Below are 15,094 nucleotides of genomic sequence, written 5' to 3' on the forward strand. Positions count from 1 at the left end.
CGGCCGCGGACCAAGGATGGACAGACCGGGAAGATCCCGGACGCTCTCCGCAGACCCTTCACCCCATTAGGTGATGGACGTCCCCGGCGGCTTCGCGAGTCCGTGTCGATACGCATAACGGACGGCCTGGGCACGGTCCTTGAGCCCGGTCTTAGCGAACAGATTGTTGATGTGGGTCTTCACCGTCGCGGTGGAGACATGCAGCGCCCGGGCGATCTCCTGGTTCGTCAGACCGTCGGCGATCAGCACCAGGACCTCGGCCTCCCGCGCGGTCAGGCCGTCGGGTGGCTCTATCGGATCCGGCACGGTGGCCTCGGGCTGCGACAGTCTCTCCAGGAGCCGCCGCTGAATCTTCGGCGAGAGGCCCGCGTCACCGGACAGCACATCCTCCACCGCCCGGACGATCTCGTCCCCGTCGGCATCCTTCGTGAGATAGCCGCGCGCTCCCGCTCTGAGGGCCGGGAAGAGCGACTCGTCGTCGGCGTACGTGGTCAGGATGACGACCTGGGTGCCCGGGTACTCCTGCCGGATCCGTCTGGTCGCCTCCGCTCCGTCGCAGCGCGGCATACGAAGGTCCATCAGGACGACGTCCGGGGACAGTTCGGCCACGAGCGCGACGGCCTCGTGACCGTCTCCCCCGGCGCCCACGACCTCGATCCCGGGCAGCATCACGATGCCTTCACGCACCACCGTCTGGTCATCGACCACCACCACGCGGGCCGGTGGCCTCCCCGCGCGCGCCCCCGCCTCGGCCCCGCTCATACGGGAACCTTCAACTTGACCACGAAACCCTCCTCGTACGGCCCCGCCTCGAGCGTGCCGCCCAACAACTCGGCGCGCTCCTTCATCCCCAACAGACCGTAACCGCCGCCACTGACAGTGAGCTCCTCGTGAGGCCGGGACGCCCCCGAATCCCGTACTTCCAGGGCCACTTCGCCCGGCCCGTACTCCAGCCGGATGTCCGTCTTCGCGCCCGGCGCGTGCTTGCGCACGTTCGTCAGCGCCTCCTGCGCGACTCTGCGCACGGTCTGGGACGCCTCGACGGGCAGCGGCCGACTTCCGCCTCCCACCGTGAGCGTCGCCCCGGCCGAGGACGCGACCAGCTCCCGCAGAAAGTCCTCCAGCGGTGTCATCTCGCCCCGCAGCGCGGACAGGGCGTGCCGGGTCTCGTCGAGTCCGTCCCGGGCCATGCCGCGCGCCGCCACGACGCGCTCGAGGATCTGGTCCCGGTCCGCTCCGCGCTCGATGAGGAGCCGGGCCGCTTCCAGATGCACGAGTTGGGCGGAGAGGCTGTGCGCGAGGACGTCGTGGATCTCGCGCGCGATCCGCGACCGCTCGGCGAGCGCCGCCGACTCGGCCTCAGCGGCACGTGCGGCACGCTCCTGCGCCAGAGCCCGCCGCGCGTTCCCCCGCGCCTCTGCGTCCAGGCGCAGCACATATCCGGAGAGGCCGAGCCCGATGGCGACGACGGCGGTGGTCAGCCAGGCGTCATCGTTGACCACCGCGAACCCCGTGAGCGCCACCGCGGTGGCAGGCACCGAGGCTGCCAGGGGCAGCCGCTCCAGCGCAGAGACCGCGCAGCCGCACCACAACACGATGGCCGGCCCGATGAATCCGGCCCACTGGGCCAGCACGGCGACCGCGACCAGAAACGCCAGCAGCCCGAGCGAGGGCCACAGCCGATGGTCGAGCGTGGTGCGGAAGAAGGCCCAGGCAGCCGCCACGCACGCGATCAGGAGCACGGGGGCCAGGATCAGCGCCTGATCGCTGATGTCCCGCTGTGTCACGGCGGTCCACACCAGGACGACGAGCACGACCACCCGCACCGTAAGGGCCAGCATCCGACGGGCGCGGGTGACGCCCTCGCGGGAGAGCGCCTCCCGGGAGGGCCATTCCGTCCAGTTTCCGCGGATCACCTACGGTCCTCCCACGCCGGCTGGGCGACCGGACCAACGTACGCCGGGCGCTCCCGGTCGGCCCGCAGCATCAGCAGGCCGGAGCGGACGAGGAGCGAGACGGCGAAGCCGAGCATCAGACCGGAGCTGCCGAGGTGGATGCCCAGCGCCAGACCGACGCCCGCCACGGACGCGCGGGCCGCGACACCGCCGAGCCAGGCCCCGGCCGTCGCGACCGTGCCCTTGGTCCACACGTCGCCCCGCTCGTCCGTCCAGACGCGGGTCGTGAACGCCCACCCGATGCCTATGCCCACGCTCACCAGCACCTCAACGGCGAGCAGTACGACCGAGCCCGTCACATGGTGGGGATCCGTCAACGCGCCGTCCTTCACGGCGAGGACCGCGAGGATCGCGGGCAGGAGCCACCACTTCCGGTCGCCGGACAGGCGCTCCGTCTTGAACTGGCGCACCAGGACGAGCGCGACAACGGCGACGATCACCAAGACGGTGGGGAGCCCGGACATGACTGCCTCCGTGGAGCGGTCGGGAGCGAAGTGGTTCAACGCCTTCGACGCTACGGAAATCAGCAGGTCAGGGGATCGGAGCAGGGGTGGATCGCGGGTGGACCATGCGGCTCCACCCGTGGGTGGAGCCGCATGAGGTGACCTGCGTGACGGGGCACGATCGCCGCGTCCCCGTCCTCGTCGCTACATGTCGATGCGCGACCGGTCGAGGGTCGAGGCGGAGCTGCTGATGAACTCCTTGCGCGGCGCCACGTCGTTGCCCATCAGCAGGTCGAAGACGTGCTCGGCCGCCTCCAGCTCGCCGATGTTGATCCGGCGCAGCGTGCGATAGCGCGGGTCCATCGTGGTCTCCGCGAGCTGGTCGGCGTCCATCTCACCGAGACCCTTGTACCGCTGGATCGAGTCCTTGTACCGCACACCCTTGCGCTGGAGCTCGAGCAGCGTCTCGCGCAGCTCTCGGTCCGAGTACGTGTAGATGTACTTGTCCTGGCCCTTCTTCGGCTGCACCAGCTCGATGCGGTGCAGGGGCGGCACGGCGGCGAAGACCCGCCCGGCCTCGATCATCGGCCGCATGTAGCGCTGGAACAGTGTCAGCAGCAACGTACGGATGTGCGCGCCGTCGACGTCGGCGTCGACGAGCAGGATGATCTTGCCGTAGCGCGCCGCGTCGAGGTCGAAGGTCCGACCGGACCCGGCTCCTATGACCTGGATGATGGCGCCGCACTCCACGTTCTTCAGCATGTCCGTCACGGACGACTTCTGAACGTTGAGGATCTTGCCGCGGATCGGCAGCAGGGCCTGGAACTCGGAGTTCCGTGCGAGCTTGGCGGTGCCGAGCGCGGAGTCGCCCTCGACGATGAACAGCTCGCTGCGCTCCACGTCGCCGCTGCGGCAGTCCGCGAGCTTGGCGGGGAGGGACGAGGACTCCAGGGCCGTCTTGCGGCGCTGCGCGTCCTTGTGCTGGCGCGCGGCGATGCGCGTACGGGCCGCGGAGACGGCCTTCTCCATCACCGCGCGGGCCTGCGCCTTGGCGTCGCGCTTCGTGGACGACAGGAACGCCTTGAGTTCCTTGGCCACGACATTCGCGACAATCCTGTTGGCCGCCGAGGTACCGAGGACCTCCTTGGTCTGGCCCTCGAACTGCGGCTCCGCCAGACGCACCGTGACGACGGCCGTGAGACCTTCCAGGGCGTCGTCCTTGACGATGTCGTCCTCGGCCACGCGCAGCACCTTCTGGGCGCGCATGACCTCGTTCATCGTCTTCGTGAGCGAGCGCTCGAAGCCCGTCACATGAGTGCCGCCCTTGGGAGTGGCGATGATGTTCACGAACGACTTGATGGCCGCGTCATAGCCGGTGCCCCAGCGCAGCGCGATGTCCACGTCGAGCTCGCGCTGAACCTCGGTCGGCGTCATGTGGCCGTGCTCGTCGAGCACGGGGACGGTCTCCTTGAAGGTGCCCTGCCCCGTGAGGCGGAGGACGTCAGAGACCGCCTTGTCCTGCGCCAGGTACTCGCAGAACTCGCTGATGCCGCCGTCGAAACGGAAGGACTCCTCGCCCTTGCTGCCGCCCTCGCCGAGACCGAACTCGTCCCGTACGACAATGGTCAGGCCCGGCACCAGGAAGGCGGTCTGCCGCGCGCGCTGGTGCAGGTGCTCCAGGGAGAGCTTGGCGTCCTTCAGGAAGATCTGGCGGTCCGCCCAGTAGCGGATGCGAGTGCCCTGGCGCGCCTTCGGGACCTTCTTGGCCTTGCTCAGTCGCGCGGAGGGGTCGAACGACGCGTCCGGGCCCTGCTTGGCGAAGGCGCCGGGAACGCCACGCCGGAAGCTGATGGCGTGTGTGTGCCCGCCGCGGTCCACCTCGACGTCCAGGCGAGCCGACAGCGCGTTCACCACGGAGGCGCCCACGCCGTGCAGACCGCCGGAGGCCGCGTACGAGCCACCGCCGAACTTGCCGCCCGCGTGGAGCTTGGTCATGACGACCTCGACCCCGGAAAGGCCTGTCTTGGGCTCGACGTCCACGGGGATACCGCGGCCGTTGTCCCGCACCTCTACGGAGGCGTCGTCGTGAAGGATCACCTCGATGCGGTCGCAGTAGCCCCCGAGGGCCTCGTCGACGGAGTTGTCGATGATCTCCCAGAGGCAGTGCATCAGGCCACGACTGTCGGTCGAGCCGATGTACATGCCCGGGCGCTTGCGTACGGCTTCGAGCCCCTCAAGGACGAGCAGGTGCCGCGCGGTGTAGTTGGAACCGTCCCGGTCTGCTCCGGTCAGCAGCGCTGTGGACGGCACGGACGTATCGGCGGTCACGCGGTTCGCTCCTCGCTGAATTTCAGATGGGGCCCTCATGGGGGGAGGGCCGGCGTCGGTCGCCGTTCAGAGGGTACCGAGGCCTGGTAGAGCCTTTGTCACGCCACCCTCACCTCAGCCCAGACTAGTCCAGGGTCGCATGAATGTTCGATCCCTCGATGGAGTGACGCCCACATCACGTTCCCTTCCAGGCATGAACCATTTAGGCTCCGGGCACGTCCTCATGAACAAACCGGCAACCAGCCGGGGGAGGACCGACCTGACGGAACGCGCGAACCCGTAAGACGTTAGAGACGCAATACGGCACATTCGCCGCCACCCGGCGACAGCCAGCCGGCCTCGGAGAAATTTTTCGAGGAAAAGCCGCGAGCGGGAACGTTTTCGGCCTGGTTGGATGTTGACCCTGGTACGACAGCTCGTCGAGCTAGAGAAGAGGCGACGTGACTACTGTTCTGACCCCCGCGACCCCCCTGACGGCCGCTGACCGCTGTGACCGTTGCGGCGCCCAGGCATATCTGCGCGTCGTTCTGATCAGCGGTGGTGAACTGCTCTTCTGCGCCCACCACGGTCGCAAGTTCGAGCCGGAACTCAAGAAGATCGCCGCTGAAATACAGGACGAGACGGAGCGGCTCACCGCCGATCCGGCAAGCGCCGAGACCGAGGAACGCTGACGCCTCGCACACACGACGAGCCAGCTCCGGCACCAGGCCGGTGATCGGGCGGCTGCTCCTGACGCCAGGAGCGGCCGCCCGTCCTCGTATCCATACGACGCGTCAGGCGTGCTCCCGCAGCACCCGCAGCGCCTCCGAGGCGCGCGCGTAGACGCCCGGGCTGCCCGCTCGCCCACACCCGCTCCCCCACGACACGAGACCGATCAGCTTGCCCCCGGCGACCAGCGGACCGCCGCTGTCCCCCTGGCAGGCGTCCTTGCCGCCGGCGGACTCGCCCGCACAGAGCATCGACGACGGTTTGTACGTCCCGTCCGTGCCGCCCGGCGGATACGCCCGCTTGCACTCGGTATCGGCGAGCACCCGCACCCGCGCGGCATGCAACGTACGCGCGTAGTCACCCGCTCCCGTCGTGTCACCCCATCCGTAGACGGACGCACCGGTTCCGGCCCGATAGGCCGGGTCACCCTCGTCGGCCATCGGGAGCACGTATCCCTCGGGCAGCCGTGTGCGGAGTGTGAGGACCGCCACATCGCCGGCGTTCGTCCGGCCGTCGTACGCCGGATTGATCCATTCACTGCGCACCGACACCTCGGCACCGTCGGACGCGTCGAGATCACCGCGGCCGACGATCGCCTTGAGGTCCCGCACCTGATCGCGCGGCACCCCGAGCACGTCCTCGCCCAGGCAGTGCGCCGCGGTGAGGACCGTCGACCGCCCGACGACCACTCCCCCGCAGAACTGCCCCGCACGGGTACCGCCGAATCGGTCACGACTCGCGAGCGCCACCACCCAGGGACTCTTGGCGGCGTCGACCTGATGGCCTCCGACGATCCCCTCGTCGGCGGCCGCGGGCTGGGGGGAAGCCAACGGCAGCACCGCAGCCGCGGCCAGCACGGCCAGTGGAGCGGTCAGCACTCTCGCGAAAGAGCGACGCATACGGTCTCCTCACTCAGGGTTGCAACGGCCCACCCAGAGTCATTCAGTGCGACACGCCGCGCACTGCGAGGATCCGCCCACAAGCGCCTACGACGAAGGCCCGGCACTTGCCCGCGAACGGGGAAGTCCCGGGCCTTCTGAGGGCCGTACAGCGCCTGTGACTAGTCGAGGTAGTCGCGCAGGACCTGCGAGCGCGACGGGTGACGCAGCTTCGACATCGTCTTGGACTCGATCTGGCGGATGCGCTCACGCGTCACGCCGTAGACCTTGCCGATCTCGTCGAGGGTCTTCGGCTGACCGTCGGTGAGACCGAAGCGCATGGAGACGACGCCCGCCTCGCGCTCCGACAGCGTGTCGAGCACGGAGTGCAGCTGCTCCTGGAGGAGCGTGAAGCTGACGGCGTCGGCCGGGACGACGGCCTCGGAGTCCTCGATGAGGTCACCGAACTCGCTGTCGCCGTCCTCGCCCAGCGGGGTGTGCAGGGAGATGGGCTCACGGCCGTACTTCTGGACCTCGATGACCTTCTCGGGGGTCATGTCGAGTTCCTTGGCCAGCTCCTCCGGGGTGGGCTCGCGGCCCAGGTCCTGGAGCATCTGGCGCTGCACGCGCGCGAGCTTGTTGATGACCTCGACCATGTGCACCGGGATACGGATGGTGCGGGCCTGGTCGGCCATGGCGCGGGTGATCGCCTGACGAATCCACCAGGTGGCGTACGTCGAGAACTTGTAGCCCTTGGTGTAGTCGAACTTCTCGACCGCGCGGATCAGACCGAGGTTGCCTTCCTGGATGAGGTCCAGGAAGAGCATGCCGCGGCCGGTGTAGCGCTTGGCCAGGGAGACCACCAGGCGGAGGTTGGCCTCCAGGAGGTGGTTCTTGGCGCGGCGGCCGTCCTCGGCGATGATCTCCAGCTCACGCTTGAGCTTGGGGGCGAGCTTGTCGGCGTTGGCCAGCTTGTCCTCGGCGAACAGGCCGGCCTCGATGCGCTTGGCGAGCTCGACCTCCTGCTCCGCGTTGAGCAGCGGGACCTTGCCGATCTGCTTCAGGTAGTCCTTGACCGGGTCGGCGGTGGCGCCGGCGGCGGCGACCTGCTGGGCCGGCGCGTCGTCCTCGTCGTCGTCGGACAGGACGAAGCCCTGGCCCTCCTTCTCCTCGGCAGGCTCGCCCTCACCGGTCTTACCGGCGGCGGGGGTGGCCTCCTCGGTCGCCTCGTCCTCAAGAAGGTCGTCATCCTTCTTGGCGGCGGTCTTCTTCGCGGTGGCCTTCTTGGCGACCGTCTTCTTGGCAGCGGCCTTCTTGGCAGGCGCCTTCTTCGCCACGGCCTTCTTGGCCGGCTCGGCCTCCTCGTCGACGGCCTCGACGGCCGGCGGCTCGGGAGTGGCGGTGGCGGCGACCGTCTTGGCGGTGACCGTCTTGGCCGCGACGGTCCTGGTCGCGGTGCGCTTGACCGGACTCTTGGCTGCGACGCTGCTCTTTCGGGGACGCTTGGGCTCAGCGGCACTGACCATCAGCGTCACACCCTCTTCCTCGAGGATCTGGTTGAGGCTGCGCAGAACGTTCTTCCACTGAGTGGCCGGAATCTGGTCGGCTTCGAACGCACGGCGCACGTCGTCGCCGGCGATCTGGCCATCAGCCTTTCCCCGCTCAATGAGCGCCATGACAGAGACGGATTCGGCGATCTCCGGCGGGAGCGTACGGGATGTGCTGGCCGACACGAACAACCTCTCGGAACGTTGGAAAACGGCTTCCGGCCCCGTCCTGTATGGACCGGAGCCGACGACCGCCGGCTTGGGGATGGGCCGACGGCGCGGGCAGGAGCCTGGGAGATGGACAGCGCCACAAGCGGCTGCTGTATTCCCTCCTCGGCTGTCACCTCTTAGGTCATCGCGCTACCCCGAGGAGCGTTACGCCCAATCTGCGTGGCCCGAGTCACACCGCGTTATCGGTCAAAGACTGACTGATACGGACAGAACAGTCCATGCGACTGAACTCGCCCGGGCTCATAACGACCTCGAAGAACGGACCCCCTACAGGAGAACGAACCTTCCGCCTACGCCTCGAGTCGCCGGACGGCGCCCTCCTGCACATGCTCCGCGTCCACGTCGCACATGCGGTACCGTCCGACGACACATCGTTCGCCCTCCCTCGCCCTGCCGTGCCCCTGGCGCGGTCAGTGCTCGCGAGGAGCCGGCACCACGCGCTCCACCTCGGGGTGGATGGTGAGCACCTGCCGCATGGCTGCCTCGGCGCCCGCACGATCGCCCGCGGCGAGCGCGTCGACGATGCGCGCATGGTGCGCGACGACCGACTCGTTCGGCCGGTCGCAGCCGATGGCCGGGCCGCCGGAGACGTGCAGCGCGGCGGACACGATGCCGGAGAGGTGCTCGAGCATCCTGTTGCCCGCGAGCTGGATGAGCAGCGAGTGGAACTCCGCATCGGCCCGGGAGAACGTGATCGAGTCTCCCTGACCCAGCGCGTGCCGCATGATCTCCACCATGTCGACCAGGCGCTGCTGCACGTCCTCCCTGCCGTGACCCGCGGCGAGCCGCGCGGCGAGCGGCTCGATCGTCCACCGCAGCTCACTCAGCTCGCGCCGCTGGTCGTCGCGCTGCGGCCCGAAGGCGCGCCATTCGATGATGTCCGGGTCCAACAGGTTCCAGTCGCTGACGGGCCGCACGCGCGTGCCGACGTTCGGCCGGGCACTGACCAGGCCCTTGGCCTCCAGTACGCGCAGGGATTCGCGGACGACGGTGCGGGACACCTCGAATCGCTGGCCGATCTCCTCCGGAACCAGTGGGCGGTCGGCGCCGAGGTCGCCGGAGACGATCATCTGACCGAGCTGCTGGACGAGTTGGCCGTGCAGACCGCGCCCCCGGCTGCCCCCGGCACGTCGGCCCACCCGGCCGAGATCCGGGTCCGGGCTCTCCCAGGCGGGGCTGCCGACGCGATCGGCAGTCGGCTCCACATAGGGGTAGCGGTCGAGTTCGCCCGGTCCTGCGAGGCCTGAGTCGGCGGAGCGGGCGGCGGTCATCATGGTGTGCGCAAGGGTACTCACGGAATTTGTTGTCGGCGCCGCCTCCAACTCCCTTGAGGTCTTTGGTGAAAAGCACACGAAAGGGTGATCTCCCTCCTCGCTGCACTTGACGCCTTATCGGAAAGAAATGGGCGTTCCACGGGGAGTTGCGCTCAGCGAGGTGCCGGAAGACGTCGGCCGGTCGTCACCGCACCCGAGTACGCAGCGCCGTGAGCAGATATGCGCAGAGCAGAGCACTCAGCGACAACATGAGTGCACCGCCCACAGGTTGAGTGATCATCCGCATTCCGGCAGCGGCGAAACGCTCGATCCCGAACGGCCAGTCCACCAGGGCAAGATCACGTACGCGTCCCGGAAGTCCCGCCGCCGTTCGCACAGATGGTCCCTCCAAGGCCTTCTGTACGAACGGCACGATGATGATCGGCACAGCCACCACGGCGGCCAGCCCAGCCGCCGTGGACCGGAACAGACCGGACGCGAGAACACCCGCCCAGGCGCAGCCGACGACCAGAGCGAGCCAACTCGCGGTCAGGGCGGGCCACTCGGCGGGAACTTGCGTGAGCTCCGATCCGTATACGAGGTACAGCAGCACAGCGTCACTGGCGATGGTGAGAATGCCCAGGAGAAGGGCGGCAGCCGCGCCGACGAGCAGCTTCGCGGCGAGAAGCCCCAGGCGGCGGGGGACGGTCCCGCGGTCGGCGGCGAGTGCGGGGTGGCGGAATTCCTCGCCGAAGGAGAGGGCGCCGAGCAGCCCTGCCCCCAGGGCAGCGGGCGGTAGGGGAAGCATCTGCGGCCATGCGGCGATCAGACGTGGCTGCGGCGTGTGTCCGGCACGGGCGAGCAGCACGGAAAGGAGCGCGGAGACGGCGAGTACGAGGGCGACGGTGACATGGCCGGTGGCGATTCCGGTCGCGCGACGCAGTTCGTAGCGCACCGGGCGCAGCGGGCCACGGGCGGTGCGCACGGTGATCGGTGGGGGCAGCGTCGGCAGAGCGGCAGACGTCTCGCGTGCGGATGCGGCCTCAGGCGCACGGCCGTTCGCGGCAGACCGGCGCTGCGCCGCCGGGGGCGAGGCCGCATCGGCGAGTGGCACGAACGTACTGGTGGGAGTAAGGGCGTTGAGGGGTGTGGCCTGCGCGCGGCCGTCGGCACCGATGCCGGTCTCGGCGCCGGTGCCGGTGCCGGTGCCGGTGCCGGTGCCGGGCTGAGTGTCGGTGCCAGTGCCTGTGCCTGGCTGAGTGCCGGTGCCGGTGCCGGGCTGAGTGCCGGTCCCGGGGTGAGCGTCGGTGCCCGCATCGGCGCCGCCACCGCCGCTGTCCGCCCGGCCTTCGGCGACGAGAGGTGCCGCTGCCGAAGGGCCCGCGTCGCCGATCTCGTCGGCGAGTTGGTGCACGAGGATGCCGTGCCGGAACGCGATGTCGCCCACGTCCGCGCAGGTGCTGCCGTACACCGACAGCCGACTGCCGTCCTCCGTGACCACTTCGACCGACCGCTTGGCCGTGCGCGCCTCCTTCGCCAGGAGGACGCCGAACCTCGCGGCGTGCGGGCTGCGGACCGCGACCCTGGGCCGCAGCCGGGTCCGGGCGAAGTCGGCGACATCCTGGTCCGCCACCACCTTGCCCGCGTCGAGCGTGACGACGCGGTCGGCGACCCGGGCCGCCTCCTTGGCGTCGTCGGTGGTGAAAAGGACCGTGCCACCGAGTGCGGCATACGCCCTCAGGATGCCGTGCAGCCACCTGCTCTCCCGGACGGAGAGGCCGGCCACGGGATCGTCGAGCACCAGCGTGTGCGGATCGGCGAGCAGCGCGCAGGCCAGGCCGAGTCGTCGGTCCATGCCGCGCGACAGAGTGCCCAGGCGTTCCTCTCGCAGGCTCACCAGACCCACCACCTCAAGCACGTCGTCCGCGCGTCGCACCGATACGCCGGCCGCGGAGCAGAGCATGCGCAGGTGCCCCCGGACGGTTCGGGCCGGGTGTCCCGGCACGTCACCGAGCAGTACGCCGACTTCCCGCGCGGGATGAGCGATGCGGTGCAGCGGGCGGCCTCTGAAGTAGGTGACGCCTCGGCCTTGTTGGAGTTCGAGCATCAGGCGTACAGCTGTCGTCTTGCCCGACCGCCGTGCGCCGAGCAGGGCGGTGACACGGCCGGCGCGCGCGTCGAAGGACACGTCGTCGACCGCTGGCGGGCTCCCCTTGCGTGCGTTACTCGTCAGTCCGGTGGCCTGGATCATCGCTTCTCTCGCAGGATGGGCGACCGCTCGGCGGCCGGGACCCACCCGCCGGCAGGGCGACGGGCAAACCCCTCGGGTACTTCAGCAAGATAACGCGATATTTAGCACTTTTCGGGCATCGCGCTTACGTGAGTGCCCTCGATTCCGGACCTCATCCGGTGTCGCCGTGACCCACCGGGCGCTGCCCGCACCGCGCGTGAGCGGCTCCCTCACCGGCGAATCGATCAGGCTTCCGGTCGCAGCATCGGCGGGTTGAGGAGCGTGGCGCCACCGGCCCGGAAGAGCTGGGCCGGCCGACCGCCCTGGCGGGTGGTGGTGCCGCCGGTCGGCACCAGGAATCCCGGGGTTCCCGTCACCTTGCGGTGGAAGTTGCGCGGGTCGAGGGCGACGCCCCACACGGCTTCATAGACGCGGCGCAGCTCGCCGACGGTGAACTCGGGCGGGCAGAACGCCGTCGCGAGCGAGGAGTACTCGATCTTGGAGCGCGCCCGCTCCACACCGTCCGCCAGGATCTGCGCATGGTCGAAGGCCAACGGTGCGGCCTGCTCGTCCTCGCGCCCGTAACCGCCGTGCTTCAGCAGCGCCTCCACCGGGGCCCACCGCGCGCTGTGCGCGTCGCCACCGGGACGCGGCGCGGGCAGGTCAGGGGCGAGCGCGAGGTGGGCGACGCTGACCACGCGCATCCGGGGATCCCTCTTCGGGTCGCCGTATGTGGCCAACTGCTCCAGATGTGCGCCGTTGTCCCGCACAGGTGCCAGCGGGTCGTGGGCGCACAACCCCGTCTCCTCGATCAGCTCGCGCGCGGCCGCCGCCGTCAGGTCCTCCTCGTCCCGTACGAACCCGCCGGGCAAGGCCCACCGTCCTTGAAACGGCGGTTCACCACGGCGTACCGCCAGCGCACACAGTGCGTGGCGGCGCACGGTCAGCACGACCAGATCGACGGTGACTGCAAAGGGCGGAAAGGCCGACGGGTCGTAGGGCGACATGGAGCGATCATAGTCGTCTGCCTGACGATAAACACTCCTTTCGCTCCGCTGCTCCGCCCCGTATCGGGCGATGCGCAGTGGTGCCGGCCCGGCCGGTCCGCGCCCGTCACACCCCCAACTGCAGTTCGTCCGCGGCCTCCTCCACCATGGCGAGGCCGAGCCTGCTGACGCGTACAGAGAACGCCTGCCCGGCGACCCGCAGCCCGGTCAGCCCGATCTCGCCCAGCGGGGCACTTCGCATCGGCGACAGCGTCACCGTCCGAGCCGGTACGTCGGGGCGGATGCCCGCGAGGGTGGCCAGGAGGTGCACTCCGGCCGCGGCCGACACGGCAGCGGGTCGGCACGCCGCGGGGTGGGGCAGCGGAATGCCTCCCTCGACCCGCTGCAGCCCCGCGTACATCTCGGGCAGCCTGCAGTCGAACGCGTCGGCCGCGTCGAGGACGCCTCTGATCAGGGACGCCGCCTCCTTCTCGTACCCGGCGGCGGACAATCCCGCGGCCGCGACAGCGGTCTCGTGCACCCGCACCGCTCCCGAGCGGTGCCCGAACGGGTTGTACGACGCCTCCTTCACCCCCAGACTTCTGAGCCCCCACCCGGAGTCGAGCCCCGGCCCGCCGAACAGTCTCGCGAGGTGCTCGGTCTGCACCTTGTCCAGCAGGCCCGGCGCACACGCGCCCGCGCCGAGCAATCCGGTGTCCAGAAGATGAGCGGCGCCGCTGCCCAGGTGTGCCGACCGCCGCCCGTCCGCCGTGCGCGCGGCCGCCGGTCGACCTCCACCGCGATCCTCGACCCAGAAGTCCTCCTGGAAACGCCGCCGCAGTCCCTCGGCCCACTGGCGCAGTTCACCGCCACCTGGTCTGTCATGGGCATCCAAGAGATCGGCGCCGAGGAGGGCGGCCCGGTGGGCATGTGCCTGGGTCTCGCACCGCTGAGGGCCGCCCGGACCGGGGTCCGGGATGTAGGGGCCTTCGCGGGCGGTGGTCCGCAGCCACTGCAGACAGCGCTCGGCGGTCGGCAGCAACCCCGCCACCTCGGACTCGCCCAGACCCCAACGTCTGGCCTCGGCGAGCAGAACCGGGAACAGGAGGGTGGCCTCGATCCCTGTGCAACTGGGCGGCAGTTGCCCACCCGCCTGCCGCCGCGGGCCCGGTAGCTTCCCGAACGCCGCTCCGGGCTCCCGCAATTGCGTACGGGCCAGGGCTCGTAGGGTGCCGAGGGCGAGGCCGGTCCCCAGCGGCAAGGCCATCCGGGCGGCCGCCAGCGCCTCGGCGGGGGCCGGACCGCAGCGCCACGGAGCGCCCGCGGCCGCGCAGACGTCCGACGGATGCGTGGGATCACGCACCAGGAGCGCCTGCAGGTCGGCGGTGCCGGTGCGCAGCAGCGGGCCCACTCGCGGGTCATCTCCCTGCGCCGTGGCCGGGGCGAACGGCCGGATCGCGCTGCGCCCCGCCGCCCTGTCGACGCCCTCGCCGGTCGCCCGTACCCGCAGCCGCACCGTGTGGCTGCCGCCCGGCGGAAGCTCGAACTCCCAGCGCAGCAGGCCGGCCGATGCCAGGGCGTCCATCGGCGGAGGCGTCACCGTGACCAGAACGGTCGGCCCGCCGCCCGTTGGTGACGACCAGCGCAGTCCGGAGTCATGGACCATGGCGGGCAGTTCACGCCCGCCGCTCCCGGCCGCCACGGCGCCGAGATCGGCGAAGTCGGTGCCCAGCGCCACTTCGAGCGGCAGTCGTAGCGTCCGTCGCGCGGAACTGTGCAGCGTGATGTCCTCCGTGCCCTCCGCGTGCCGGATCCGCTCGACGACGACGTCCGGATCGGGTCCGGCGTCCGAGGCCACCCGCAGCGTCGCCGTGAAGCAGGCCCGGTCGGCGGAGATCATGCGCGCCTGCACGGCGAGCGGTTCACGCCCCGCCACTCGAATCTGGCAGCGCGACAGCAGGCGTCTGCCCCGGTGGTAGAAGCCTTCAAGCCCTTGCCCCGTCAGCTGGCCATGACGAGAAGAGATCGCGAGGCCGGGCAGGTCGACACAGATCAACGCCTGATGAACCGGCGCCAGTTCCGTGCTCCGCGACAGCGCACGGGCCAGCCCCGTCGAAAGCGCCTGGAGGCCGGGGTGGCCCGGCGGTGTACGTGGCCGTCCTTGCGCAGGCTCGGGCGGCACAGCACCGGGGGCGAGATGCGGGGCCGGCGCCCCCGGCACCTCACGGACCGCCAGAGGGTCACGGGGCGCACCATCGTCACGCACCGTAGGCGCGTACTGCGGCGAAGCGTTGGACATCATCTTCGCTCCCCTCCCCCTGCGGGTACGACAGGACGCCGGCCTGACCTGCACCTCGGCGGCGCGACCCGGCAGCCGCCACCGCTCACCCAGATGAACGGGGCGCGCCCACTCCAAGTAACGCCACAGGGCCACGCAGCGCGAAAGCGGACCCGAGCGGCAGCCGGCCCTCACCCGTCGCCCCCGATCCGCCGGCGCCTGGGGCGGCGGGGCTCCGTCGGCCGCCGGGGTGCACG

11 protein-coding genes are annotated in these 15,094 nt (G+C 70.1%); 1 reads left to right on the forward strand and 10 read right to left on the reverse strand.

The features are described 5' to 3' along the window. Positions 1–66: 66 nt before the first annotated feature. The 4 genes from OKJ99_RS37250 to OKJ99_RS37265 all read right to left on the reverse strand — a co-directional run bounded on the left by OKJ99_RS37250 (position 67) and on the right by OKJ99_RS37265 (position 4,726). Positions 67–762: a response regulator transcription factor gene (locus OKJ99_RS37250; RefSeq protein ID WP_326022804.1), complete on the reverse strand. Its 696-nt coding sequence runs from the start codon at positions 760–762 to the stop codon at positions 67–69. Next, positions 759–1,916: a sensor histidine kinase gene (locus OKJ99_RS37255; protein ID WP_326022806.1), complete on the reverse strand. Its 1,158-nt coding sequence runs from the start codon at positions 1,914–1,916 to the stop codon at positions 759–761. The genes OKJ99_RS37250 and OKJ99_RS37255 overlap by 4 nt, the downstream gene beginning before the upstream one ends. Continuing rightward, the gene (locus OKJ99_RS37260) at positions 1,913–2,419 is read right to left on the reverse strand and encodes a DUF1453 domain-containing protein (RefSeq protein WP_326022807.1); all 507 of its coding nucleotides are present in this window, start codon (positions 2,417–2,419) and stop codon (positions 1,913–1,915) included. The genes OKJ99_RS37255 and OKJ99_RS37260 overlap by 4 nt, the downstream gene beginning before the upstream one ends. A 183-nt stretch (positions 2,420–2,602) precedes the next feature. Next, positions 2,603–4,726 carry a DNA gyrase/topoisomerase IV subunit B gene (locus OKJ99_RS37265; RefSeq protein WP_326022809.1) on the reverse strand — a complete coding sequence of 708 codons (2,124 nt, stop codon included), beginning with the start codon at positions 4,724–4,726 and terminating at the stop codon, positions 2,603–2,605. A 440-nt stretch (positions 4,727–5,166) separates the two neighbouring features. Between OKJ99_RS37265 and OKJ99_RS37270 the strand changes: the two genes are divergently transcribed. After that, positions 5,167–5,397, forward strand: a complete 231-nt coding sequence (locus OKJ99_RS37270) for a DUF7455 domain-containing protein (RefSeq protein WP_266714963.1) — start codon at positions 5,167–5,169, stop codon at positions 5,395–5,397. 102 nt (positions 5,398–5,499) lie between these two features. On the opposite strand, the gene OKJ99_RS37275 is transcribed toward OKJ99_RS37270, so the two are convergent. From OKJ99_RS37275 to OKJ99_RS37300, 6 genes are all read right to left on the reverse strand, one after another. Beyond that, positions 5,500–6,333, reverse strand: a complete 834-nt coding sequence (locus tag OKJ99_RS37275; protein WP_326022811.1) for a S1 family serine peptidase — start codon at positions 6,331–6,333, stop codon at positions 5,500–5,502. A gap of 161 nt (positions 6,334–6,494) precedes the next feature. Beyond that, on the reverse strand, positions 6,495–8,045 hold the full coding sequence (locus tag OKJ99_RS37280; protein WP_326022813.1) for an RNA polymerase sigma factor: 1,551 nt from the start codon (positions 8,043–8,045) through the stop codon (positions 6,495–6,497). Between the two features lie 455 nt (positions 8,046–8,500). Then, the gene (locus tag OKJ99_RS37285) at positions 8,501–9,385 is read right to left on the reverse strand and encodes a FadR/GntR family transcriptional regulator (protein WP_326022815.1); all 885 of its coding nucleotides are present in this window, start codon (positions 9,383–9,385) and stop codon (positions 8,501–8,503) included. Between the two features lie 163 nt (positions 9,386–9,548). Continuing rightward, positions 9,549–11,594, reverse strand: coding sequence for an ABC transporter ATP-binding protein (locus OKJ99_RS37290; RefSeq protein ID WP_326022816.1), 2,046 nt, complete (start codon positions 11,592–11,594; stop codon positions 9,549–9,551). Positions 11,595–11,818: 224 nt separating this feature from the next. After that, positions 11,819–12,580 (reverse strand): NUDIX hydrolase, encoded by a 762-nt coding sequence (locus tag OKJ99_RS37295; RefSeq protein WP_326022817.1) that lies wholly within the window; start codon positions 12,578–12,580, stop codon positions 11,819–11,821. 106 nt (positions 12,581–12,686) lie between these two features. Further along, positions 12,687–14,615 (reverse strand): glycogen debranching N-terminal domain-containing protein, encoded by a 1,929-nt coding sequence (locus OKJ99_RS37300; protein ID WP_407700839.1) that lies wholly within the window; start codon positions 14,613–14,615, stop codon positions 12,687–12,689. Between the last annotated feature and the right edge of the window lie 479 nt (positions 14,616–15,094).

The sequence above is a fragment of the Streptomyces endophyticus genome (assembly GCF_035798155.1).
GTDB classification, from domain to species: Bacteria; Actinomycetota; Actinomycetes; order Streptomycetales; family Streptomycetaceae; genus Streptomyces; species Streptomyces endophyticus.